This window comes from Pseudomonas sp. DWP3-1-3b3 (assembly GCF_049896305.1).
GTDB classification, from domain to species: Bacteria; Pseudomonadota; Gammaproteobacteria; order Pseudomonadales; family Pseudomonadaceae; genus Aquipseudomonas; species Aquipseudomonas azotoformans_A.
On record NZ_JAFCUA010000001.1, the window covers coordinates 86,938 to 109,684 of the forward strand.

Annotated in this window: 19 protein-coding genes; 5 read left to right on the forward strand and 14 right to left on the reverse strand. The window is 58.8% G+C overall.

Annotated elements, in window-relative coordinates; translation table 11 throughout:
* Window positions 1–84: 84 nt before the first annotated feature.
* The 9 genes from sucD to sdhC form a co-directional block, all read right to left on the reverse strand.
* The gene (gene sucD / locus ACP7BX_RS00440) at window positions 85–966 is read right to left on the reverse strand and encodes a succinate--CoA ligase subunit alpha (RefSeq protein WP_010166265.1); all 882 of its coding nucleotides are present in this window, start codon (window positions 964–966) and stop codon (window positions 85–87) included.
* A complete protein-coding gene (sucC, locus tag ACP7BX_RS00445) occupies window positions 966–2,132 on the reverse strand; it encodes an ADP-forming succinate--CoA ligase subunit beta (protein ID WP_003210567.1) in 1,167 nt (388 codons plus the stop codon). Before sucC ends, sucD begins: the two co-directional genes overlap by 1 nt.
* A 204-nt stretch (window positions 2,133–2,336) precedes the next feature.
* Entirely contained in the window at window positions 2,337–3,773 is a 1,437-nt protein-coding gene (gene lpdA / locus ACP7BX_RS00450) for a dihydrolipoyl dehydrogenase (protein WP_016979560.1), read from the reverse strand.
* 99 nt (window positions 3,774–3,872) lie between these two features.
* Complete coding sequence (gene odhB / locus ACP7BX_RS00455) at window positions 3,873–5,093, reverse strand: 2-oxoglutarate dehydrogenase complex dihydrolipoyllysine-residue succinyltransferase (protein WP_016979561.1); 1,221 nt, start codon at window positions 5,091–5,093, stop codon at window positions 3,873–3,875.
* Between the two features lie 44 nt (window positions 5,094–5,137).
* Window positions 5,138–7,969, reverse strand: a complete 2,832-nt coding sequence (locus ACP7BX_RS00460; RefSeq protein WP_016979562.1) for a 2-oxoglutarate dehydrogenase E1 component — start codon at window positions 7,967–7,969, stop codon at window positions 5,138–5,140.
* Window positions 7,970–8,231: 262 nt separating this feature from the next.
* A complete protein-coding gene (locus ACP7BX_RS00465) occupies window positions 8,232–8,936 on the reverse strand; it encodes a succinate dehydrogenase iron-sulfur subunit (RefSeq protein WP_003172807.1) in 705 nt (234 codons plus the stop codon).
* A gap of 11 nt (window positions 8,937–8,947) precedes the next feature.
* Window positions 8,948–10,720, reverse strand: a complete 1,773-nt coding sequence (gene sdhA / locus ACP7BX_RS00470; protein ID WP_016979563.1) for a succinate dehydrogenase flavoprotein subunit — start codon at window positions 10,718–10,720, stop codon at window positions 8,948–8,950.
* Between the two features lie 3 nt (window positions 10,721–10,723).
* A complete protein-coding gene (gene sdhD, locus ACP7BX_RS00475; RefSeq protein ID WP_016974690.1) occupies window positions 10,724–11,092 on the reverse strand; it encodes a succinate dehydrogenase, hydrophobic membrane anchor protein in 369 nt (122 codons plus the stop codon).
* Window positions 11,086–11,460 carry a succinate dehydrogenase, cytochrome b556 subunit gene (sdhC, locus tag ACP7BX_RS00480; RefSeq protein WP_016979564.1) on the reverse strand — a complete coding sequence of 125 codons (375 nt, stop codon included), beginning with the start codon at window positions 11,458–11,460 and terminating at the stop codon, window positions 11,086–11,088. The genes sdhD and sdhC overlap by 7 nt, the downstream gene beginning before the upstream one ends.
* 364 nt (window positions 11,461–11,824) lie before the next feature.
* On the opposite strand from sdhC, the gene gltA reads away from it, so the two are divergent.
* Window positions 11,825–13,114 carry a citrate synthase gene (gene gltA, locus ACP7BX_RS00485; protein WP_078047629.1) on the forward strand — a complete coding sequence of 430 codons (1,290 nt, stop codon included), beginning with the start codon at window positions 11,825–11,827 and terminating at the stop codon, window positions 13,112–13,114.
* A gap of 157 nt (window positions 13,115–13,271) precedes the next feature.
* On the opposite strand, the gene ACP7BX_RS00490 is transcribed toward gltA, so the two are convergent.
* The 3 genes from ACP7BX_RS00490 to ACP7BX_RS00500 all read right to left on the reverse strand — a co-directional run bounded on the left by ACP7BX_RS00490 (window position 13,272) and on the right by ACP7BX_RS00500 (window position 16,307).
* A complete protein-coding gene (locus ACP7BX_RS00490; RefSeq protein WP_038850336.1) occupies window positions 13,272–14,930 on the reverse strand; it encodes a cation acetate symporter in 1,659 nt (552 codons plus the stop codon).
* Entirely contained in the window at window positions 14,927–15,238 is a 312-nt protein-coding gene (locus ACP7BX_RS00495; protein ID WP_016972153.1) for a DUF485 domain-containing protein, read from the reverse strand. Before ACP7BX_RS00495 ends, ACP7BX_RS00490 begins: the two co-directional genes overlap by 4 nt.
* Window positions 15,239–15,455: 217 nt before the next feature.
* Window positions 15,456–16,307: a glycine betaine ABC transporter substrate-binding protein gene (locus ACP7BX_RS00500; protein WP_025857941.1), complete on the reverse strand. Its 852-nt coding sequence runs from the start codon at window positions 16,305–16,307 to the stop codon at window positions 15,456–15,458.
* A 332-nt stretch (window positions 16,308–16,639) separates the two neighbouring features.
* Here ACP7BX_RS00500 and ACP7BX_RS00505 point away from each other — a divergent pair, with 332 nt between their 5' ends.
* Complete coding sequence (locus tag ACP7BX_RS00505; protein ID WP_426130395.1) at window positions 16,640–18,193, forward strand: glycosyl hydrolase family 17 protein; 1,554 nt, start codon at window positions 16,640–16,642, stop codon at window positions 18,191–18,193.
* A 110-nt stretch (window positions 18,194–18,303) separates the two neighbouring features.
* On the opposite strand, the gene ACP7BX_RS00510 is transcribed toward ACP7BX_RS00505, so the two are convergent.
* Window positions 18,304–18,675: a hypothetical protein gene (locus tag ACP7BX_RS00510; protein ID WP_314534227.1), complete on the reverse strand. Its 372-nt coding sequence runs from the start codon at window positions 18,673–18,675 to the stop codon at window positions 18,304–18,306.
* A 236-nt stretch (window positions 18,676–18,911) separates the two neighbouring features.
* Here ACP7BX_RS00510 and ACP7BX_RS00515 point away from each other — a divergent pair, with 236 nt between their 5' ends.
* The gene (locus ACP7BX_RS00515; RefSeq protein ID WP_033897629.1) at window positions 18,912–20,210 is read left to right on the forward strand and encodes a serine/threonine protein kinase; all 1,299 of its coding nucleotides are present in this window, start codon (window positions 18,912–18,914) and stop codon (window positions 20,208–20,210) included.
* Window positions 20,203–20,991 carry an MlaA family lipoprotein gene (locus ACP7BX_RS00520; RefSeq protein ID WP_033897628.1) on the forward strand — a complete coding sequence of 263 codons (789 nt, stop codon included), beginning with the start codon at window positions 20,203–20,205 and terminating at the stop codon, window positions 20,989–20,991. The genes ACP7BX_RS00515 and ACP7BX_RS00520 overlap by 8 nt, the downstream gene beginning before the upstream one ends.
* 52 nt (window positions 20,992–21,043) lie before the next feature.
* Here the strand turns inward: ACP7BX_RS00520 and ACP7BX_RS00525 are convergent, their stop codons facing one another.
* A complete protein-coding gene (locus tag ACP7BX_RS00525) occupies window positions 21,044–21,958 on the reverse strand; it encodes a DUF808 domain-containing protein (RefSeq protein ID WP_426130398.1) in 915 nt (304 codons plus the stop codon).
* A gap of 134 nt (window positions 21,959–22,092) precedes the next feature.
* Here ACP7BX_RS00525 and ACP7BX_RS00530 point away from each other — a divergent pair, with 134 nt between their 5' ends.
* On the forward strand, window positions 22,093–22,698 hold the full coding sequence (locus tag ACP7BX_RS00530) for a TetR/AcrR family transcriptional regulator (protein ID WP_426130400.1): 606 nt from the start codon (window positions 22,093–22,095) through the stop codon (window positions 22,696–22,698).
* Window positions 22,699–22,747: the final 49 nt, after the last annotated feature.

Sequence of the window (22,747 nt, forward strand, 5' to 3'; positions counted from 1 at the left end):
ATGATGGATCAGCAATCCCCAGAAAGCACAAAGGCCACCCGAAGGTGGCCTTTGTGTGGGTGAAGCGTCAGCTAAGCGCGAGGCTTACTTGACAGCCCAACCGGTCAGCTCGGACAAAGCCTTGCCGATGTCTGCCAGCGAACGCACGGTTTTAACACCTGCGTCTTCCAGGGCAGCAAACTTCTCGTCTGCAGTACCCTTGCCGCCAGAGATGATTGCGCCAGCATGGCCCATGCGCTTGCCAGCAGGGGCAGTCACACCAGCGATGTAGGAAACAACCGGCTTGGTCACGTGTGCCTTGATGTAGGCAGCCGCTTCTTCTTCAGCCGAACCGCCGATCTCACCGATCATGACGATCGCTTCGGTCTTCGGGTCTTCCTGGAACAGTTTCAGGATATCGATGAAGTTCGAACCTGGGATCGGGTCACCGCCGATGCCGACGCAAGTCGACTGACCGAAACCGGCGTCAGTGGTCTGCTTCACAGCTTCGTAGGTCAGGGTGCCGGAACGGGAAACGATACCGACTTTACCTGGCAAGTGAATGTGACCTGGCATGATGCCGATCTTGCATTCGCCTGGAGTGATCACGCCTGGGCAGTTAGGGCCGATCAGGGTAACACCCAGCTCGTCGCACTTAACTTTAGCGTCCAGCATGTCCAGGGTAGGAATGCCTTCGGTGATGCAGACGATCAGCTTGATGCCGCCGAATGCCGCTTCCAGGATCGAGTCCTTGCAGAAAGGAGCTGGAACGTAGATCACGCTGGCGGTGGCACCAGTGGCAGCTACAGCATCTTTCACGGTGTTGAACACTGGCAGGCCCAGGTGCTCGGTGCCGCCTTTGCCCGGAGTTACGCCGCCAACCATCTTGGTGCCGTATTCGATGGCTTGCTGGGTGTGGAAACTACCTTGCGAACCGGTAATACCCTGGCAGATAACTTTGGTGTCTTTATTGATCAGGACGCTCATTACTTGCCCTCCGCAGCTTTGACAACTTGTTGAGCAGCGTCGGTCAGGCTGGTAGCCGCGATGATGTTCAAACCGCTTTCTGCCAGTACTTTAGCGCCCAGTTCAGCGTTGTTACCTTCAAGGCGAACAACAACCGGGATTTTGACGCCGACTTCTTTCACTGCACCGATGATGCCTTCGGCAATCATGTCGCAACGAACGATGCCGCCGAAGATGTTGACCAGTACTGCAGCGACGTTGGAGTCGGACAGGATGATCTTGAAGGCTTCGGTAACGCGTTCTTTGGTAGCACCACCGCCCACATCGAGGAAGTTGGCTGGTTTGCCGCCATGCAGGTTGACGATGTCCATGGTACCCATGGCCAGGCCAGCACCGTTCACCATGCAACCGATGTTACCTTCCAGGGCTACGTAGTTCAGTTCGAACTTGGCAGCGTGCGCTTCGCGCGGATCGTCTTGCGACGGATCGTGGAAAGTCTTCAGCTTAGGCTGACGGTACATGGCGTTGGCGTCGATGTTGATCTTGGCGTCCAGGCAGTGCAGATCGCCGTCAGCCTTGATCACCAGCGGGTTCACTTCCAGCAGGGCCAGATCGTGATCCTGGAACAGTTTGGCCAGACCCACGAAGATCTTGGCGAACTGGGCAACTTGCTTGCCTTCCAGGCCCAGCTGGAAAGCCAGCTCGCGACCCTGGAATGGCTGAGCGCCAACCAGTGGATCGATAGTGGCTTTCAGAATTTTTTCTGGGGTTTCTTCGGCGATCTTCTCAATGTCCACGCCACCTTCGGTGGAAGCCATGAACACGATGCGACGGCTCGAACGGTCAACGACAGCGCCCAGGTACAGCTCTTTAGCGATATCAGTGCACGATTCAACCAGGATCTTGGTGACTGGCTGGCCATTGGCATCAGTCTGGTAAGTCACCAGACGCTTGCCCAGCCACTGCTGTGCGAAGGCCTTGGCGTCTTCTTTGCTGCGAACCAGCTTAACGCCGCCCGCTTTACCGCGACCACCAGCGTGGACCTGGGCTTTGACAACCCACTCAGTGCCGCCGATTTTGTCGCAAGCTTCTGCTGCTGCTTCCGGGGTGTCTACTGCGTAGCCCTTGGAAACTGGCAGGCCGTATTCAGCGAACAGCTGCTTACCCTGATACTCGTGAAGATTCATGCTTTTTACCGTCTTCGTTAGGTACTGCGCATTCGGCGCTGCGCTCATTATGAGTGCCGCGCCACCTGTGACTGCTGCTTGCGCAACTTGCAGGGCTCAAAGCCCGTAAAGCTGCGCAAGGCTGCGTCCAGCGGATATTCCGCGGTGAGTCTTGCGCGCAAGGCTCACGACGGGCAACTCCGCCGTGGTTTCTTATTATCTCGCTTAGCGCTTCTTGCGGTTGGCGATGTGGATGGCGCCGCCATTCACTGCCAACGCTGCTTCGTGCAACGCTTCGGACAGGGTCGGATGGGAGAAGACCATCATGCCCAGGTCCTCGGCACTGGTGCCGAATTCCATACCGATCGCGCCTTGCTGAACCAGTTCTGCAGCGCTTGGGCCAATCACGTGGACGCCCAATACGCGGTCAGTCTTGGCATCAGCGATGACTTTGACAAAACCACCGGTGTCGTTGGCTGCCATGGCACGGCCAGAAGCGGCAAACGGGAAGGTGCCGACGTTAACTTCAACGCCTTCAGCTTTCAACTGCTGTTCGTTCTTGCCGACCCATGCAATTTCCGGGTGGGTGTAGATAACCGATGGGATCAGGTCGTAGTTCATCTGGGTCTTGTGGCCCTTGATGCGCTCGACAACCATGATGCCTTCTTCGGAAGCCTTGTGCGCCAGCATCATGCCGCGAACCACGTCGCCGATGGCGTAGACGCCAGGCACGGTGGTTGCGCAGTGATCGTCAACGTGCACGTAGCCGCGCTCGTCGAGGGTCACGCCGCTGTCAGCCGCCAGCAGGTCGGTGGTCACTGGACGGCGACCCACGGCTACGATCAGCTTGTCGAAAGTGATGGTTTTTTCGCCATCCTTGTCGGTGTAGTTGACGACAACTTCTTCACCGTTGACTTTCGAACCGGTCACGCGAGCGCCCAGCTTGATGTCCAGACCTTGTTTGGTCAGGGTTTTCAGCGCTTCTTTGGATACAGCAGTGTCGGCAGCCAGCAGGAACGTGTCCAGGGCTTCCAGCACGGTCACTTCGGAACCCAGGCGGGACCATACCGAACCCAGTTCCAGGCCGATCACGCCAGCGCCGATCACGCCAAGGCGCTTAGGCACAGCCTGGAATTCCAGGGCACCGGTCGAATCAACGATCACGTTCTGGTCAACGGGAGCAGGCGGGATGTCGATTGGACGCGAACCTGGAGCCAGGATCACGTTCTCGGCTTCGATGATTTCGGTCGAGCCGTCTGGCTTGGTGATTTCAACTTTCTTGCCAGCCAGCAGCTTGCCGTGGCCTTGCAGGGAAGTCACGCCGTTGGCCTTGAACAAGGTGGCAACGCCGGAAGTCAGGCCTTTAACGATGTTGGCTTTACGGCCGACCATTGCTGGCACGTCCATGGTCACGCCAGCATGGTTGATGCCGTGGATCGCGAAACCGTCTTGGGCTTCGTGGAATTTCCAGGAGCTGTCCAGCAGCGCCTTGGAAGGAATGCAACCGACGTTCAGGCAAGTACCGCCCAGTGCCAGTTTGCCTTCCTTGTCGGTGTATTTTTCGATGCAAGCAGTCGAGAGGCCCAGTTGTGCGGCCTTGATGGCAGCAACGTAGCCGCCAGGACCTGCACCAATCACTACAACGTCAAATTTCTGCGTCATGAAAATAGTTCCTCTATTCAGCGACAAGCTTCAAGCGACACGTTGCAAGCCAAGCTGCTTTTTCCTACAGCCTGTAGCTCGCAACGTGCAGCTGCGTCTTTAGATGTCCAGCAGCAGACGAGCCGGGTCTTCCAGCAGGTTCTTGATGGTCACCAGGAAAGTCACGGCTTCTTTACCATCGATCAGGCGGTGATCGTACGACAGCGCCAGGTACATCATCGGGCGGATCACGACTTGGCCGTTGATGGCCATCGGACGCTGGATGATGTTGTGCATGCCCAGGATCGCGGCTTGTGGCGGGTTGACGATCGGCGTCGACATCATCGAACCGAAGGTACCACCGTTGGTGATGGTGAAGGTACCGCCGGTCATCTCGTCGATGGTCAGCTTGCCGTCACGGGCTTTCTTGCCGAAGCCGGCGATGCCGCCTTCGATTTCAGCCAGGCTCATCAGCTCGGCGTTACGCAGTACCGGCACCACCAGGCCACGGTCGCTGGACACGGCTACGCCGACGTCTGCGTAGCCATGGTAAACGATGTCGCCGCCGTCGATGGAAGCGTTGACAGCCGGGAAGCGTTTCAGCGCTTCGGTGGCCGCTTTCACGAAGAAGGACATGAAGCCCAGGCGTACGCCGTTGTGGGACTTCTCGAACAGGTCCTTGTACTTCGAACGCAGGGCCATGACTTCGGTCATGTCGACTTCGTTGAAGGTGGTCAGCATTGCCATGTTCGACTGGGCTTCAACCAGACGCTTGGCCACGGTGGCACGTACGCGAGTCATCGGTACACGCTTCTCGGTGCGGTCGCCAGCGGCGAACACTGGAGCAGCGGCAGCCGGGGCAGCAGCCTTGGCAGGTGCGGCAGCTGGAGCGTTTTTCTTGGCTTCAACAGCAGCAACCACGTCTTCCTTGGTGATGCGACCGTCTTTGCCGGTGCCTTTGACGGACGCCAGGTTGATGCCGTTCTCTTCAGCCAGCTGACGGGCAGCCGGTGCAGCGATCGGGTCTTCAGCGCCAGCAGCCGGAGCGGCGGCAGGGGCAGCGGCGGCGGCCGGTGCTGCAGCAGGAGCAGCGGCAGCAGCGCTGCCCTCTTCGATCGAACCCAGTACCTGGTTCGACAGAACGGTAGCGCCTTCTTCAGCAACGATTGCGCCCAGCACGCCGTCAGCTTCGGCCAACACTTCCAGCACGACTTTGTCGGTCTCGATGTCGACGATCAGGTCGTCACGCTTTACAGCGTCGCCTGGTTTCTTGTGCCAGGTGGCAACGGTGCCATCGGCAACCGATTCCGGGAATGACGGGGCTTTGATTTCGATAGCCATTATCTGTGGGTCCTTAAAATTCGGTTTCAGTCAGCGCGAAGGCGTTAAACAGTGAAAGCATCTTGCAGCAGTTTTTCCTGCTGCTCGGCGTGCATCGACGCATAACCACACGCAGGTGCTGCAGAAGCATCACGACCGGCGTACTCCAGGTTCAGCGCCTTGTTGTGGTTACCCATGCTGCGACGCAAATGATGCTGGCTGCTGTACCACGCGCCCTGGTTCATCGGTTCTTCCTGGCACCACACCACGTTGGTGAGGTTGGTGTAAGGCGCGATGGCCTCCATCAGGTCGTCTTCCGGGAACGGGTAAAGCTGCTCGATACGCACGATGGCGATATCTTCGCGGCCTTCGGCACGACGTTTTTCCAGCAGGTCGTAGTAGACCTTGCCGCTGCACAGGACCAGGCGAGTCACTTTTGCCGCGTCCAGCGTGTCGATTTCTGGAATCACGGTCTGGAACGAACCATCCGCCAGATCTTCCAGGGTCGAGATGGCCAATTTATGACGCAACAGCGACTTCGGTGTCAGCACTACCAGCGGCTTGCGCAGCGGACGGATTACCTGGCGACGCAGCAAGTGGTAGATCTGGGCCGGGGTAGTCGGCACGCACACCTGGATGTTGTGCTCGGCGCACAGCTGCAGGTAACGCTCCAGACGGGCCGAGGAGTGCTCAGGACCCTGACCTTCATAACCGTGTGGCAGCAGCATGGTCAGACCGCACAGGCGGCCCCACTTGTGCTCGCCGCTGGTGATGAACTGGTCGATCACCACTTGGGCACCGTTGGCGAAGTCGCCGAACTGGGCTTCCCAGATCACCAGCGCGTTTGGCGTGGTGGTCGAGTAACCGTATTCGAACGCCAGAACCGCTTCTTCAGACAGGAACGAATCGTACAGGTCGAAACGTGGCTGGCCTTCGTACAGGTTCTGCAACGGGATGTAGGTGCCCGCGTCTTTCTGGTTGTGCAATACCGCATGACGGTGCGAGAACGTACCACGGCCGATGTCCTGGCCGGTCATGCGGATCGGGTGACCTTCGAACGCCAGGGTCGCGTACGCCATGGTTTCGGCGTAACCCCAGTTGATCGGCAGGCCGCCGGCTTGCATCTTCTGACGGTCTTCGTAGATCTTCGCCACTTGGCGCTGAACCACGAAGCCTTCAGGAATTTCCAGCAGCTTGGCGGACAATTCCTGCAAGGTTTTCAGATCGAACGACGTATCGTGACGCGCAGTCCAGGCGTGGCCCAGGTACGGACGCCAGTCGACGAACAGCTCTTTGTTCGGCTCTTTAACCAGGCTCTTTACAACATGCAGACCATTGTCCAGCGCGTTGCGGTATTCATCGACCTTGGCCTGAACACGCGCATCGTCAACCACGCCGGCCTTGGTCAGGCTTTCGGCGTACAGCTCACGGGTGGTGCGCTGCTTGGTGATCTGCTGGTACATCAACGGCTGGGTGCCGCTTGGTTCGTCGGCTTCGTTGTGACCGCGACGGCGGTAGCAAACCAGGTCGATCACGACGTCACGCTTGAACTGCATGCGGTAGTCAATGGCCAACTGGGTCACGAACAACACGGCTTCCGGATCATCACCATTCACATGGAGGATCGGCGCCTGGATCATCTTGGCAACGTCGGTCGCGTACTCGGTGGAGCGTGCGTCCAGCGGGTTGCTGATGGTGAAGCCAACCTGGTTGTTGATGACGATGTGAACCGTACCGCCAGTCTTGAAGCCGCGGGTCTGCGACATCTGGAACGTTTCCAGGACCACGCCTTGACCGGCGAATGCCGCGTCACCGTGGATGGAAATCGGCAGGACCTTTTCACCGGTGGTGTCGTTACGACGATCCTGGCGCGCACGGACCGAACCCTCGACCACTGGAGAAACGATTTCCAGGTGGGATGGGTTGAAGGCCATGGCCAGGTGAACTTCACCGCCGGTGGTCATCACGTTGGACGAGAAACCCTGGTGGTATTTAACGTCACCGGAACCCAGCTCGACCTTTTTCTTGCCTTCGAACTCGTCGAACAGCTCACGCGGGTTCTTGCCGAAGGTGTTGACCAACACGTTCAGGCGACCACGGTGGGCCATGCCGATCACGATTTCCTTGGTGCCGTAGGAACCGGAACGCTGGATCAGCTCGTCGAGCATCGGGATCAGGCTTTCGCCGCCTTCCAGGCCGAAACGCTTGGTGCCCGGGTATTTGGTACCCAGGTATTTTTCCAGGCCTTCGGCAGCGGTTACGCGCTCAAGCAAGTGGCTGCGTACGTCAGCGGACAAAACCGGACGACCGCGCACACCTTCCAGGCGATGCTGGAACCAGTGGCGTTGCTCGGAATCGGTGATGTGCGTGAACTCAGCGCCGATGGTGCGGCAATATGTCTGCTGCAACGCTTCGTGAATTTCGCGTAGGCTCGCTTCCTCTTTGCCGATGAACAGGTCGCCGGCACGGAAGGTCGTATCAAGATCGGCATTGGTCAAGCCGTAATGATTGATCGACAGGTCAGCAGGTGCAGGACGCTTCCAGAGCCCCAGCGGGTCAAGCTGGGCCGCCTGGTGGCCGCGCATCCGGTAGGCCTGGATCAGTCGCAATACTTCAACTTGCTTCTTCTCGTGCTCACTGCTCACGCTGCCGGCGGAAACCGGTTGGGCGCGGCGCTGGTTCTTTGCCAGCAGCACAAACTGATCGCGAATTGTGGCGTGCGATACATCGGTGGCAGCGTTGCCGTCTGAAGACAACGTCTGAAATTTGGTGCGCCATTCTTCTGGCACAGCGTTAGGGTCGTGCAGGTAGAGCTCATAAAGCTCTTCCACATAGGCAGCGTTACCACCTGAAAGATAGCCGCTGTTCCACATGCGCTGCATCACGCTTTCTTGCATGCTTGGTCACCCTCGATTTGGGGACACCACCGGCGAAAACACCGAGTTTGCTTGCAAAAGGCCAAGTGCAGCGACCAAAACAAGCCACTTAGGATCACGCTGATAGTTCGGGTACCAACCCGAATGCCCCTGCTTGTCTCATTTCTTCAAAATAAGAGCCGCGGCTTTGTAAGTCGCTGCTCAAGTTAAAACTACGGCGCCGGTTGAAGCCTGCGCCGTAGCATTTACGGGCACAACGGTCCTGCTTTTACTACAACGTCAGTTACACGCCGCTCTGCAGCAGCATGTTACGGATGTGACCAATGGCCTTAGTCGGGTTCAGGCCTTTGGGACATACGTTGACGCAGTTCATGATCCCGCGGCAGCGGAATACGCTGAACGGGTCATCCAGCGAAGCCAGACGCTCGGACGTCTTGGTATCACGGCTGTCTGCCAGGAAGCGGTACGCTTGCAGCAGGGCAGCTGGACCCAGGAACTTGTCCGGGTTCCACCAGAAGGACGGGCAAGAGGTCGAGCAGCAAGCGCACAGGATGCACTCGTACAGACCGTCGAGCTTCTCGCGCTCTTCCGGGGACTGCAGACGTTCGATAGCCGGAGCCGGCGTGTCGTTCTGCAGGAACGGCTTAACTTTCTCGTATTGCTTGTAGAAGATGCTCATATCGACGACCAGGTCACGGATAACCGGCAAACCTGGCAGAGGACGAACGATCAGCTTGTTGCCTTTGACCACGGCGGACAGCGGCGTGATGCACGCCAGGCCGTTTTTGCCGTTGATGTTCATGCCGTCGGAACCGCACACACCTTCACGGCAAGAGCGACGATAGGAGAAACCTTCGTCCTGCTCTTTGATCAGTGCCAATACATCCAGCACCATCAGGTCTTTACCACCGGTATCGACCTGGAATTCCTGCATGAACGGCGCAGCGTCCTGATCAGGGTTGTAACGATAAACACTGACTTTCAACATGGCAGCCACCCTTAGTAAGTCCGAATCTTCGGTTCAAACGTCGGAACCGTCTTCGGCGAGAAGTTCACGGCACGCTTGGTTACGCGCTTGTCACCCGGGAAGTACAGGGTGTGGCACAACCAGTTTTCGTCGTCGCGATCTTCAAAGTCTTCACGGGCGTGGGCACCACGGGATTCTTTACGAACCTCGGCAGCGATTGCGGTCGCTTCAGCCACTTCCAGCAGGTTTTGCAGCTCAAGGGCTTCGATACGAGCGGTGTTGAACGCCTGGCTCTTATCGTTGATCTTGACGTTGGCGATGCGCTTGCGCAGATCAGCCAGCTGGGCGATGCCCTTCTGCATGTATTCGCCGGTACGGAACACACCGAAGTAGTTCTGCATGCAGCTTTGCAGCTCGCGACGCAGGGTTGCCACGTCTTCGCCGTCGGTGCGCTCGTTCAGAGCGTTCAGGCGAGCCAGGGCCGCTTCGATGTTGGCGTCGGTCGCGTCATCGTATTCGATGCCGTCGGTCAGCGCTTTTTCCAGGTGCAGGCCCGCAGCACGGCCGAATACCACCAGGTCGAGCAGCGAGTTGCCGCCCAGGCGGTTGGCACCGTGTACCGATACGCAAGCCACTTCGCCTACGGCGAACAGACCGTGGATGATTTCGTCCTGGCCTTCGGCGTTCTGGGTGATCGCCTGGCCGTGGATGTTGGTCGGCACGCCGCCCATCATATAGTGGCAAGTCGGAACAACCGGCACCGGAGCAACCACCGGGTCAACGTGAGCAAAGGTCTTGGACAGCTCGCAAATACCTGGCAGGCGGCTGTGCAGCACTTCTTCGCCCAGGTGATCGAGCTTGAGCAGTACGTGGTCGCCATTCGGGCCACAGCCGTTACCGGCGATGATCTCTTTAACCATCGAACGGGCCACAACGTCACGACCGGCAAGGTCTTTCGCGTTCGGCGCATAACGCTCCATGAAACGCTCGCCGTGCTTGTTGATCAGGTAACCACCTTCACCACGGCAACCTTCTGTAACCAGTACACCAGCGCCGGCAATACCGGTCGGGTGGAACTGCCACATTTCGATGTCTTGTACCGGTACGCCAGCACGCAGTGCCATGCCGACGCCGTCACCGGTGTTGATCAGGGCGTTGGTGGTGGAAGCGTAGATACGGCCTGCACCGCCCGTCGCCAGCACGGTAGCCTTGGCGCGGATGTAGGTGGTTTCACCGGTTTCGATGCAGATAGCAATCACACCGACGAATTCGCCCTGGGCGTTTTTCACCAGGTCGACAGCGTAGTACTCGTTCAGGAACGTGGTACCGGCTTTCAGGTTGCCCTGATAAAGGGTGTGCAACAGCGCGTGACCGGTACGGTCGGAGGCGGCGCAGGTACGAGCAGCCTGCCCGCCTTTACCGTAATCCTTCGACTGACCGCCGAATGGACGCTGGTAGATGCGGCCTTGCTCGGTACGGGAGAACGGCAGACCCATGTGGTCCAGCTCGAACACCGCGGCCGGGCCTTCCTGACACATGTATTCGATAGCGTCCTGGTCACCGATGTAGTCGGAACCCTTGACGGTATCGTACATGTGCCAGCGCCAGTCATCGTTCGGATCGGCAGAGGCGATGGCGCAGGTGATGCCACCCTGGGCCGATACAGTGTGGGAACGGGTCGGGAACACTTTGGTGATCACGGCAGTCTTGTGACCGCCCTGGGCCAGCTGCAGCGCAGCGCGCATGCCAGCACCGCCGCCACCAATGATGATGGCGTCGAATGAAATAGTTGGAATGTTAGCCATGAATCAGATACCCCAAAGAATCTGCACACCCCAGACGAAGTAAGCGAACATCGCGACGCCGCAGACTGCCTGGAAGAGAAAACGTACTGCAGTCGCGGACTTGCCCAGCGCCATCGGCGTCAGGTAGTCGGTCGCGATGGTCCACATGCCAACCCAGGCGTGTGCGCCCAGGGCTACAAGGGCCAGCAGACTGAAGATTCGCATCGCATTGTGGGAAAACAGGCCATGCCATTGCTCATAGCTGATGCCTGGATTTGCGACGAGGTATCCGATCAGGAAAATGAAATAAGCCGCGAGAACGACCGCAGACACACGCTGTGCCATCCAGTCATAGAGGCCCGAACGCGAAAGGTTCGTAACGCTGGTTACCATATCCAAACTCCTGCCAGAACGATCAGCACCACGGAAATGGCGATGATGATTTTCGAGCCCAGGCGGCCGCCTTCCAGCGTCTCACCGATACCCGCATCCATGATCAAGTGGCGCACACCGGCTACCAGGTGATACAGCAGAGCGGACAGGAGGCCCCATGCTACGAACTTGGCCAGCGGGCTGGTCAAGCATGCCTTCACCTCGGCGTAACCTTCCTCGGAACCCAGGGATTTGCTCAATGCATAAAGCATGATGCCCAAGCCCAGGAACAGGATGATGCCGGAAACACGGTGCAGGAACGACGTAACGCCGGTGATGGGGAGTTTGATGGTCCTTAGGTCTAGGTTTACAGGTCGTTGGCTATTCACGGCTTTTTTTCACACTGAAGAGCCCCTAACAATCAGGGCAAAGTTGTTGGGGAGTGCACTGGTCAGGTAAGCACCACCCAGGGAGTGCGACCCCCAATGAAAGCAAGCCCAAAAGCCCTTGGCGGTCGGTGGCCGAGTATAGACAGTTAGGTTACTAATGACAACGCGCTCACCTCACCCTAATAGCGGATTGCGCTGACGGGATAAAAGGCGTAAATGGCAGTCAATTTCGAGGAAAAAGTACGGTTAAAGCCTTCTGGTGCAAGACTTTAGGCAAATTGACATCTGGATTTATATCAATATAGTGGTGCGGGCCCTGCGTGGGGGGTCTGTCTGATGATTTGAAGCATAAATAGGAGGCCACATGGCTGACAAAAAAGCGCAGTTGATCATCGAGGGCGCAGCCCCCGTCGAGCTGCCCATTTTAACCGGCACCGTTGGTCCCGATGTTATCGACGTACGGGGCCTGACGGCCACGGGCCGTTTCACATTCGACCCAGGCTTCATGTCGACCGCCTCTTGCGAGTCGAAGATCACCTATATCGATGGTGATAATGGCATTTTGCTGCATCGCGGCTACCCGATCGAGCAGCTTGCTGAACAGTCGGACTACCTGGAAACCTGCTACCTGCTGCTAAATGGCGAATTGCCAACAGCCGAGCAGAAAGCCCAGTTCGTCAGCACCGTGAAGAACCACACCATGGTTCACGAGCAGTTGAAGACCTTCTTCAACGGCTTCCGTCGCGACGCCCACCCGATGGCCGTCATGTGCGGTGTGGTCGGCGCCCTGTCGGCCTTCTATCACGACTCCCTCGACATCAATAACCCTCAGCATCGCGAAATTTCCGCGATCCGCCTGGTTGCCAAGATGCCGACCCTGGCCGCAATGGTTTACAAGTACTCCATGGGCCAACCCATGATGTACCCGCGCAACGACCTGACGTACGCGGAAAACTTCCTGCACATGATGTTCAACACGCCGTGCGAGATCAAACCGATCAGCCCGACACTGGCCAAGGCCATGGACCGGATCTTCATCCTCCACGCCGACCACGAGCAGAACGCATCAACCTCCACCGTGCGCCTGGCGGGCTCTTCGGGTGCCAACCCGTTCGCCTGTATCGCCGCCGGCATCGCCGCACTGTGGGGCCCTGCTCACGGCGGTGCGAACGAAGCCGTATTGACCATGCTCGATGAAATCGGCGATGTCTCGAACATCGACAAATTCATCGCCAAGGCCAAAGACAAGAACGATCCGTTCAAGTTGATGGGCTTCGGTCACCGGGTCTACAAGAACCGCGACCCGCGCGCCACCGTGATGAAGCAGACCTGCGACGAAGTGTTGAAGGAACTGGGCATCAAGAACGATCCGCAACTCGAACTGGCCATGCGCCTGGAAGAGATCGCCCTGACCGACCCGTACTTCATCGAACGCTCGCTGTACCCGAACGTCGACTTCTACTCGGGGATCATCCTCAAGGCGATCGGCATTCCAACCAGCATGTTCACCGTGATCTTCGCCCTGGCGCGGACCGTGGGCTGGATCTCCCACTGGAAAGAAATGCTCTCCAGCCCGTACAAGATTGGCCGCCCGCGCCAGCTGTACACCGGCTACGAGTCGCGTGACATCACCAAGCTGGAAGATCGCAAGTAAGCCTCGCTTAGTTGCACTGAAAACGGCCTCCCTTAGTGGAGGCCGTTTTTATTTGTGCAGGATTTGAGAAACAGTTTTGTCAGATCAATCTCTAATTTATAGACAAAAAAAATACCCCGGCCTTTCGACCGGGGTATTTTCCTATCCAGCTATTACCTTAGTGAGACACCGCCCCACTCGATCCCAGGCCAGTCTGCGAACGCACAAACTGTGGGAAGTACAGCGCACGCTCTTTCTCTGCCGCCGCCGACTTGTCGGTGATGGAGAAGAACCAGATGCCGACGAACGCAATGATCATCGAGAACAGCGCCGGGTACTCATAAGGGAAGATGGCTTTTTCATGGTGCAGGATCGACACCCAGATGGTCGGGCCGAGCACCATCAGGCCAACGGCACTGATCAAGCCCAACCAGCCACCAATCATCGCGCCGCGCGTGGTGAGGTTTTTCCAGTACATGGAAAGCAGCAACACCGGGAAGTTACAGCTGGCGGCAATGGAGAACGCCAAGCCGACCATGAACGCAATGTTCTGGCTTTCGAACAGGATACCCAGGCCGATAGCCAGCACGCCCAACGCGACAGTGGTGATCTTCGAAACGCGAATCTCATCCTTGTCGTTGGCCTTGCCTTTCTTGATTACGCTGGCGTACAGGTCATGGGACACCGCCGACGCACCGGCCAGGGTCAAGCCGGCAACCACCGCGAGGATGGTGGCGAAGGCCACGGCCGAGATGAAGCCCAGGAAAATACTGCCACCCACCGCGTTGGCCAGGTGCACCGCCGCCATGTTGTTGCCGCCCAGCAAGGCGCCTGCGGCATCCTTGAACGCCGGGTTGGTGCTGACCAGCAGGATCGCGCCAAAGCCGATGATAAAGGTCAGGATGTAGAAGTAACCAATGAAACCGGTGGCGTAGAACACGCTCTTGCGGGCTTCCTTCGCGTCGCTGACGGTGAAGAAGCGCATCAGGATGTGTGGCAGGCCAGCGGTACCGAACATCAGCGCAAGCCCGAGGGAGAAGGCTGAAATCGGGTCTTTCACCAAGCCGCCGGGGCTCATGATCGCCTCACCTTTAGGGTGAACCTTGATCGCCTCGGAGAACAGGGCATTGAAGTCGAAGTTGACGTGCTTCATCACCATCAGTGCCATGAACGAGGCACCGGACAGCAACAGCACCGCCTTGATGATCTGTACCCAGGTGGTCGCCAGCATGCCGCCGAACAGGACATACATCACCATCAAGATACCGACCAGGATCACCGCAACGTGATAGTCCAGGCCAAACAGCAACTGAATCAGCTTGCCCGCACCCACCATCTGCGCGATCAGGTAGAACGCCACCACCACCAGCGAACCACAGGCCGAGAGGCTGCGGATCTGGGTCTGGCCCAGGCGATAGGACGCCACGTCGGCAAAGGTGTACTTGCCCAGGTTACGCAGGCGCTCGGCGATCAGGAACAGAATGATCGGCCAGCCCACCAGGAAGCCGATCGAGTAGATCAGGCCGTCATAACCGGAGGTGTAGACCAGCGCGGAAATCCCCAGGAAGGACGCCGCCGACATGTAGTCACCGGCAATCGCCAGGCCGTTCTGGAAACCGGTGATCTTGCCGCCGGCCGCATAGTAGTCGGCCGCCGATTTGTTACGCTTGGAAGCCCAGTAGGTGATGCACAGGGTGGCGCCGACAAACGCGACAAACATCACGATGGCCGAAACGTTCAGGGGTTGCTTGTGCACTTCGCCGGTCAATGCGTCCGCAGCCCAAAGGGCCGGAGCAAAGAACGAAGCGCCGAGTAGTGTCAGTAGACGACCGATCATTGCGCAGCCTCCTTGAGAATCGCATTGTTCAGGTCGTCAAACTCGCCATTGGCCCGGCGCACGTAGATGCCGGTCAGGATGAAGGCAGACACAATCAGCCCGACGCCCAGGGGAATGCCCCAGGTAATCGACGAACCGGGGCTGAGCTTGGCCCCCAGTACTTGTGGCCCGTAGGCGATCAACAGGATGAAAGCGGAGTAAAGCCCTAGCATGATCGCCGAGAGAATCCAGGCGAACCTTTCCCTTTTTCTCACCAGCTCCTTGAAACGCGGGCTGTTTTGAATCGAGAGGTAAATGCTGTCGTTCATTGTTTTTATCCTCGCAGCACAGCTTTTTTATTATTGGAACGTATCCACTGTATGCGGCTGCCGTAGAGGTTCCAGACGACCTTAGTATTAGAACGACATCGGGGTTGCCGCCAGTTTTGCAGTGATTGAATTGACAGCCTTTGCCCCAGAAACGACAAAGCCCGCCTGGCGAAAACGCCAGGCGGGCTTGCAAGATACTATTTAGACGCTTCGGGGGTTATTTACCGGTCCACTCCGCGACACGCTCAGGGTGCTTGGCAACCCAATCCTTGGCGGCGGCATCAGGCTTGGCGCCTTCTTGAATCGCCAGCATGACTTCGCCGATTTCGTCCTTGGAGGCCCACTGGAATTTCTTCAGGAAGGCTGCGACTTCCGGCGCTTTCTTCTCCAGGCCCTTGCTGCCGATGCTGTTGACGGTTTCAGCAGCACCATAAATCCCTTTTGGGTCGTCCAGGAAACGCAGTTTCCACTTGGCGAACATCCAGTGTGGCACCCAACCGGTGACCGCAATGGATTCCTGTTTGTCTTCGGCACGGGTCAACTCGGCGATCATCGCCGCGCCCGAACTGGCTTGCAGCTTGTAATCGAGGCCGTATTGCTTGATGGCTTCGTCGGTCTTGAGCATCACGCCAGAACCTGCGTCGATGCCGACGATCTTGTTCTTGAAGGTGGTGTCGGTCTTGAGGTCTTCGATGGACTTGGCTTTGACATATTCCGGCACGATCAGGCCGATCTTCGCATCCTTGAAGTTGGGGCCGTAGTCGACCACCTTGTCCTTGTTCTTGGCCCAGTATTCACCGTGGGTGACCGGTAGCCAGGCGGAGAGCATGGCGTCGAGCTTGCCGGTGGCAACGCCCTGCCACATGATCCCGGTGGCAACGGCTTGCAGTTTCACGTCATAACCGAGCTTGGCCTTGATCACTTCTGCCGCCACGTGGGTGGTGGCCACGCTGTCGGACCAGCCGTCCACATAGCCGATGCTCAGGGTCTTGCTGTCGGCGCTGGCCAGTGTGGAGCTCATCGCAACTACCAGAGTGGCAGCTGCGCCCAAGAGTCGTCGCATCTTCATAGTACTTCCCCGAAAGTGCTGCGCCCGGCGGATGCCGAGCGACGTCAACCTGTTGTTATGTGGTGCACCGCGCCCCCTTCACGCGCATCGATCCGGTTGCAGTGACATCAGTGGAGTGCTGACACTTCGATCATCAACCTGCCGGGGCCTTCGACCTGCTCTGTCAGCGACCTCATACAAGCAGGAAACGACATCACATAGCCAGTAGGACGCTTTGTAGGACTTGACGTCAAAATCCCGCCCGAACTTTGCATGTCAAAATTATGCAGCCCCACTGGGACGGAGCAAATCCGGGTAAGATGCGCGCCTTTGCTCCTACAGTTAAGCCGACCATGCCCGCGACTGCCCGCTTCCCCGCCCTGCCCTATTTTTTCGCCTTGATCCTCGGCCTGCTGGCCCTGATCGGTTACTGGTATGGCCTCGGCCGGCCGGTGGTATTGCCCGACGTCGCCAGTGCCACGCACAAGATGCAGTGCGCGTCCTATACCCCTTTCGATAAAGACCAATCGCCGTTCGACCAGCCATTCACGCTGCGTCCGGAGCGCATGGACGCTGATCTTGCCCTGCTGGCGACCCGCTTCGAGTGCATCCGCACCTATTCCATGACCGGCCTGGAAGCCTTGCCGGACATGGCGCGCAAGCACGGGCTGAAGGTGATGGCCGGCGCCTGGGTCAGCAGTGACCCGGTGGCAACCCAAAAGGAAATCGACGAACTGATCGCCTCGGCCAACGCCCATCCGGACGTGGTGACCTCAGTGATCGTCGGCAACGAAGCGCTGCTGCGCAAGGAAGTCACCGCCGCACAGCTGGTGAAGCTGATCCAGACCGTCAAAAGCCAGATCAAGCAGCCGGTGACCTACGCGGACGTGTGGGAGTTCTGGCTGCAACACCCGGAAATCGCCCCGGCCGTGGATTTCCTCACCATCCACTTGTTGCCGTACTGGGAAGATGACCCGTCCGGCATCGACCAGGCCCTCAAGCACGTGGGCGATGTGCGCCAGACCTTCGGCAACAAGTTTGCCCCCAAGGACATCCTGATCGGTGAAACCGGCTGGCCAAGCGAAGGCCGCCAGCGTGAAACCGCCGTGCCGAGCCGGGTCAATGAAGCGAAATTCATGCGTGGTTTTGTCGCCATGGCTGAAGCCAATGGCTGGCACTACAACCTGATCGAAGCCTTTGACCAGCCGTGGAAACGTGCGAGCGAAGGCGCCGTGGGCGGTTACTGGGGCCTGTTCGATGCGGATCGCCAGGACAAGGGCATCCTCGCCGGGCCGGTGACCAATGTGCCGTACTGGCCGCTGTGGCTGGGCGTCGGCGGGATGATCCTGCTGGGCACCCTGGCATTCGGGGGTCGCGTTCGCAGCACGCGTGCCGCACTTGCCCTGCCGTTGTTGGGCGCCGTTGCAGCCTGCTCCATTGGCACCTGGGCCGAGCTGACCCGCGTGACGGCGCGCTTCAATGATGAATGGATGTGGGCAGGTTTGCTGCTGGTGTTGAACCTGCTGGTGCTGGCCCATGCGGCCTTGGCCTTGAGCCCACGGGAAGGTTGGCGTGAGCGGGCGTTCAACTGGCTGGAGCAACGGGCAGGCTGGCTGGTGGCGATCGCCGGGTTCGCGGGCGCGGTGATGATGCTGGCGTTGGTGTTTGACCCGCGCTATCGCAGCTTCCCGAGCGCGGCGCTGGTGTTGCCGGCCCTGGTTTATCTGGTGCGTCCAGTGACGGGACCGCGCCGGGAGATTGCGCTGCTGGCCTTTATCATCGGTGCAGGTATTGCGCCGCAGTTGTACCGTGAGGGGTTATTGAACCAGCAGGCTTGGGGCTGGGCGGTGGTCAGCGTGCTGATGGTTGGGGCTTTGTGGCGGTGCTTGCGGGTGCGCAAGGCTTAACACCGCTTTCGCGAGCAAGCCCGCTCCCACATTCGACCGCATTCTCATGTTGGAACTCGGTCAAGTGTGGGAGCGGCGGTTCGACGGTTCGACTTGCTCGCGAAGAGGCCCTACCAGGCAGCGCGAGGCTTCCTGACCAACCGCAACCCCGCAATCACCACCGCAAACACCGCAAACGTGGTGTTATACAACGCCAGCGCCGGCAACCCGAACACCATCCCCAGCACGGCCAACCCCCACCCCGCGCGACCCGGCACGAAAAACCCCAGCACCGACGTGATCAACGCCGCCCAGCCCAGCACCTTGAAGTGGATCATCAAGCCCAGGTTCGAGCGCAACTGGCATTCCCAGCGGCTGGCCTCATCCGCGCAGATGCCCACCCACTGGCCATCTTCCATAAAGCCATAGCGCGCGCCATAACTGGCGGCCAGCCACAGCGGCAGGGCAATAAGCAGCAGAATCAACGGCAAACGACGGGACATGAGGCACTCCGATAGGCAAAAACGGCGCTCAGCTTAATGCGCCAGAGGCCGTTAGCAAGGTGCATACACACAATTAATGTTTACCTACACGTGTCAAAGTGTATCGTCTGGCTACTATTACCCCGATTCCGACGTTATTTTCCGACATTTCGTGCCGCGTGATGGCACTTCGGCGATAGGACGGCGGTCATAGCCTGCGAACTTCATCAAGCACGTTTCCTCCTAGGGATTAAGTCATGCTCCGTTCCTTGCGCTGTGCTGCCCTGCTGGGCAGCCTTTTTCTGAGTGCGTCAGCACTGGCCGTCGACATTGACCAAGCCAGCTATGGCTACCCTTTGACCAACCCGTTTGAAGCCACCATCGCCACCACCCCGCCTGACCTTCGGCCCAAATTGCCGAGTGATGACGAGATCAACCAATCCGATTACACCCTGAACATGCGCCCCGAGCGCGAATTCAGCCTGCCGGACAACTTCTGGGCGGTGAAGAAACTCACCTACCGCATCGCCAAGCAAGATCGTGCCGCGCCGCTGATCTTCCTGATCGCGGGCACCGGTGCGCGCTTCGACAGCAGCATCAATGAATACCTGAAAAAGCTGTACTACCAGGCCGGCTACCACGTGGTGCAACTGTCGTCGCCCACCAGCTTCGACTTCATCAGCGCCGCCTCGCGCTTCGCCACGCCGGGGATCACCCAGGAAGACGCCGAAGACATGTACCGCGTGATGCAAGCCGTGCGCGCGCAGAACGCTTCGTTGCCGGTGACCGACTTCTACCTCACCGGCTACAGCCTCGGCGCCTTGGATGCGGCGTTCGTCAGCAAGCTCGACGAGACGCGTCGCAGCTTCAACTTCAAGAAAGTCTTGCTGCTGAACCCGCCGGTCAACCTCTACACCTCGATCACCAACCTCGACAAGCTGGTGCAGACCGAGGTGAAAGGCATCAACAACACCACCACTTTCTATGAACTGGTGCTGAACAAGCTGACTCGCTACTTCCAGCAAAAGGGCTATATCGACCTGAACGACGCCCTGCTCTACGACTTCCAGCAATCCAAGCAGCACCTGACCAACGAACAGATGGCCATGCTGATCGGCACTTCGTTCCGTTTCTCGGCAGCTGACATCGCCTTCACCTCGGACCTGATCAACCGCCGCGGCTTGATCATCCCGCCGAAGTACCCGATCACCGAAAGCACCAGCCTGACGCCGTTCCTCAAGCGTGCGCTGCAGTGCGACTTCGACTGCTACCTCACCGAGCAGGTTATCCCGATGTGGCGCGCCCGCTCCGACGGCGGCAGCCTGTTGCAACTGGTCGACCAGGTCAGCCTGTATGCCCTCAAGGACTACCTGCACGCCAGCCCGAAAATCGCCGTGATGCACAACGCCGACGACGTGATCCTCGGCCCTGGCGACCTCGGCTTCCTGCGTAAAACCTTCGGCGATCGCTTGACCGTCTACCCGCTGGGCGGCCACTGCGGCAACCTCAATTACCGCGTCAACGCCGACGCCATGCTGGAGTTCTTCCGTGGCTAAATATCTTCTGCTGCTTGCCGCCTTGATGTGCGCAGGCGTGGCCAATGCCGACAACAGCAAGGCCCATGAACCAGTCAAGGTCGACTCCGATGGCTTCAAGGAACCTCTGACCAAGCTCAAGTTCAACCCGGGCCTGGACCAGCGCGAGTTCGAGCGGTCGTCGCTCACGGCACTCAACGTGTATGACCCACTGGAGTCGTGGAACCGTCGCGTGTACCACTTCAACTACCGCTTCGACCAATGGGTGTTCCTGCCGGTGGTCGACGGCTACCGTTACGTCACCCCGAGTTTCCTGCGCACCGGCGTGAGCAACTTCTTCAACAACCTGGGCGATGTGCCCAACCTGTTGAACAGCCTGCTGCAACTCAAGGGCCATCGTTCCCTGGAAACCACTGGCCGCCTGCTGGTCAACACCACTATCGGCATCGCCGGCCTGTGGGACCCGGCAACCGCCATGGGCCTGCCGCGCCAGAGCGAAGACTTTGGCCAGACCTTGGGCTTCTACGGCGTGCCCGGCGGCGCGTACCTGGTGCTGCCGATCTTCGGCCCATCGAACCTGCGCGACACCACCGGCCTGATCGTCGACTACGGTGCCGAGACCCAGATCAACTTCCTCAACGTCGCCGAAGTCAGCTCCAACCACCCGGAAATCTGGGCGTTGCGTGCGGTGGACAAGCGCTACCAGACCAGCTTCCGCTATGGTCAGATGAACTCGCCATTTGAGTACGAAAAGGTGCGCTACATCTACACGGAATCGCGCAAGTTGCAGATCGCCGAGTAAACGCCCACAAAAAAGGCCATTCGATTGAATGGCCTTTTTTATTGCCGCACGATCAGGCCTTCGCGGTCTTCCAGAGCTTGCCCACCCCGCTGACCAGCGCCAGCACCACGGCCCCGGCAATGATCCCCGCCACGCCATTGAGCAGCGTCGGGACCAACCACGCCACCCCACCTGCGCCCTGGCTCACGGTCTCGATCCAGTGATGCACCACCGGCACGCCATGGGTGAGAATCCCGCCGCCTACCAGGAACATCGCCGCGGTCCCAATCACCGACAGGCTTTTCATCATGTACGGCGCCGCACGCAGGATGGCGCCGCCAATGCTGCGTGCCGCCTGACCAGGCTTCTGGGTGAGCCACAGACCCAGGTCGTCCAGCTTGACGATACCGGCCACCAAGCCATACACGCCCACGGTCATGACAATCGCGATGCCGGAGAGCACGATCACCTGCTGCATCAAGGGCGCATCGGCCACGGTGCCGAGGGTGATGGCGATGATTTCGGCGGAGAGGATGAAGTCGGTACGGATAGCGCCTTTGATTTTGTCCTTTTCGAAAGCCACCAGGTCGGTTGCCGGGTCCGCAACCGCTTCGACCAACTGCGCATGTTGCGCCTGGTCTTCGTCTTTGTTGTGCAGGAATTTATGCGCCAGCTTCTCGAACCCTTCGAAACACAGGTAGGCACCGCCGAGCATCAACAACGGCGTCACCGCCCAGGGCGCAAACGCACTGATCAACAAGGCGGCCGGCACCAGGATCAACTTGTTGACGAACGACCCCTTGGCCACCGCCCACACCACGGGAATTTCCCGCTCCGCACGCACACCGGAGACCTGCTGGGCATTGAGCGCCAGGTCATCACCCAGCACGCCAGCGGTCTTCTTTGCCGCCATTTTGGTCATCAGGGCAACGTCATCGAGTACCGCGGCGATATCGTCGATCAACACCAACAAGCTGCTTCCTGCCATGAATCGGGCTTCCGTAAGAGTGGGATGGCGCGAGCATAGCGCGGCGCAAGGCCCTGCGGGCAGATTGTTGAGGCTCGCGGATGGCCGGTGCTACCATGCGCAACCGCCAGTCTTGGCAAGGAAACTCCAGGTTTATGAGCACCATTCGCGAGCGCAACAAAGAAAAGATCCTGCGGGCGGCCAGCGAGGAGTTTGCCGACAAGGGCTTCGCCGCGACCAAAACCAGCGACATCGCCGCCAAGGCCGGGCTGCCCAAGCCCAACGTCTACTACTACTTCAAGTCCAAGGACAACCTCTACCGCGAGGTGCTCGAAAGCATTATCGAGCCGATCCTGGCCGCTTCCACGCCGTTCAATCCGGATGGCGAACCCTCGGTGGTACTGAGCAATTACATCCGCTCGAAAATCCGCATCTCCCGCGACCTGCCGTTTGCGTCCAAAGTCTTCGCCAGCGAAATCATGCACGGCGCCCCGCATCTCAGCGCGGATCAGGTCGAACAGCTCAACGCCCAGGCCAAGCACAACATCGCCTGTATCCAGGACTGGGTAAATCGCGGCCTGATCGCCCCGATTGACCCCAACCATTTGATGTTCAGCATCTGGGCGGCGACGCAAACCTATGCGGATTTTGACTGGCAGATCTCGGCGGTGACCGGGAAGGCCAAGTTGGATGAGGCGGATTATGAAGCGGCGGCGCAGACGATTATTCGGTTGGTGCTTAAAGGTTGTGAGCCGGACTGAAAGACCGAGTGAAGCTATCGCAGGCAAGCCAGCTCCCACAGGTTCGTGC

Coding starts and splice junctions, on each gene's coding strand:
- ACP7BX_RS00490 (WP_038850336.1), bottom strand. CDS start 14,930: ATGATCGGTCGTCTACTGACACTACTCGGCGCTTCGTTCTTTGCTCCG.
- ACP7BX_RS00465 (WP_003172807.1), bottom strand. CDS start 8,936: ATGTTGAAAGTCAGTGTTTATCGTTACAACCCTGATCAGGACGCTGCG.
- ACP7BX_RS00510 (WP_314534227.1), bottom strand. CDS start 18,675: ATGTCCCGTCGTTTGCCGTTGATTCTGCTGCTTATTGCCCTGCCGCTG.
- ACP7BX_RS00500 (WP_025857941.1), bottom strand. CDS start 16,307: ATGAAGATGCGACGACTCTTGGGCGCAGCTGCCACTCTGGTAGTTGCG.
- sucD (WP_010166265.1), bottom strand. CDS start 966: ATGAGCGTCCTGATCAATAAAGACACCAAAGTTATCTGCCAGGGTATT.
- ACP7BX_RS00505 (WP_426130395.1), top strand. CDS start 16,640: ATGCCCGCGACTGCCCGCTTCCCCGCCCTGCCCTATTTTTTCGCCTTG.
- sdhA (WP_016979563.1), bottom strand. CDS start 10,720: ATGGCTAACATTCCAACTATTTCATTCGACGCCATCATCATTGGTGGC.
- ACP7BX_RS00530 (WP_426130400.1), top strand. CDS start 22,093: ATGAGCACCATTCGCGAGCGCAACAAAGAAAAGATCCTGCGGGCGGCC.
- ACP7BX_RS00495 (WP_016972153.1), bottom strand. CDS start 15,238: ATGAACGACAGCATTTACCTCTCGATTCAAAACAGCCCGCGTTTCAAG.
- lpdA (WP_016979560.1), bottom strand. CDS start 3,773: ATGACGCAGAAATTTGACGTTGTAGTGATTGGTGCAGGTCCTGGCGGC.
- sucC (WP_003210567.1), bottom strand. CDS start 2,132: ATGAATCTTCACGAGTATCAGGGTAAGCAGCTGTTCGCTGAATACGGC.
- ACP7BX_RS00460 (WP_016979562.1), bottom strand. CDS start 7,969: ATGCAAGAAAGCGTGATGCAGCGCATGTGGAACAGCGGCTATCTTTCA.
- ACP7BX_RS00525 (WP_426130398.1), bottom strand. CDS start 21,958: ATGGCAGGAAGCAGCTTGTTGGTGTTGATCGACGATATCGCCGCGGTA.
- gltA (WP_078047629.1), top strand. CDS start 11,825: ATGGCTGACAAAAAAGCGCAGTTGATCATCGAGGGCGCAGCCCCCGTC.
- sdhD (WP_016974690.1), bottom strand. CDS start 11,092: ATGGTAACCAGCGTTACGAACCTTTCGCGTTCGGGCCTCTATGACTGG.
- odhB (WP_016979561.1), bottom strand. CDS start 5,093: ATGGCTATCGAAATCAAAGCCCCGTCATTCCCGGAATCGGTTGCCGAT.
- ACP7BX_RS00515 (WP_033897629.1), top strand. CDS start 18,912: ATGCTCCGTTCCTTGCGCTGTGCTGCCCTGCTGGGCAGCCTTTTTCTG.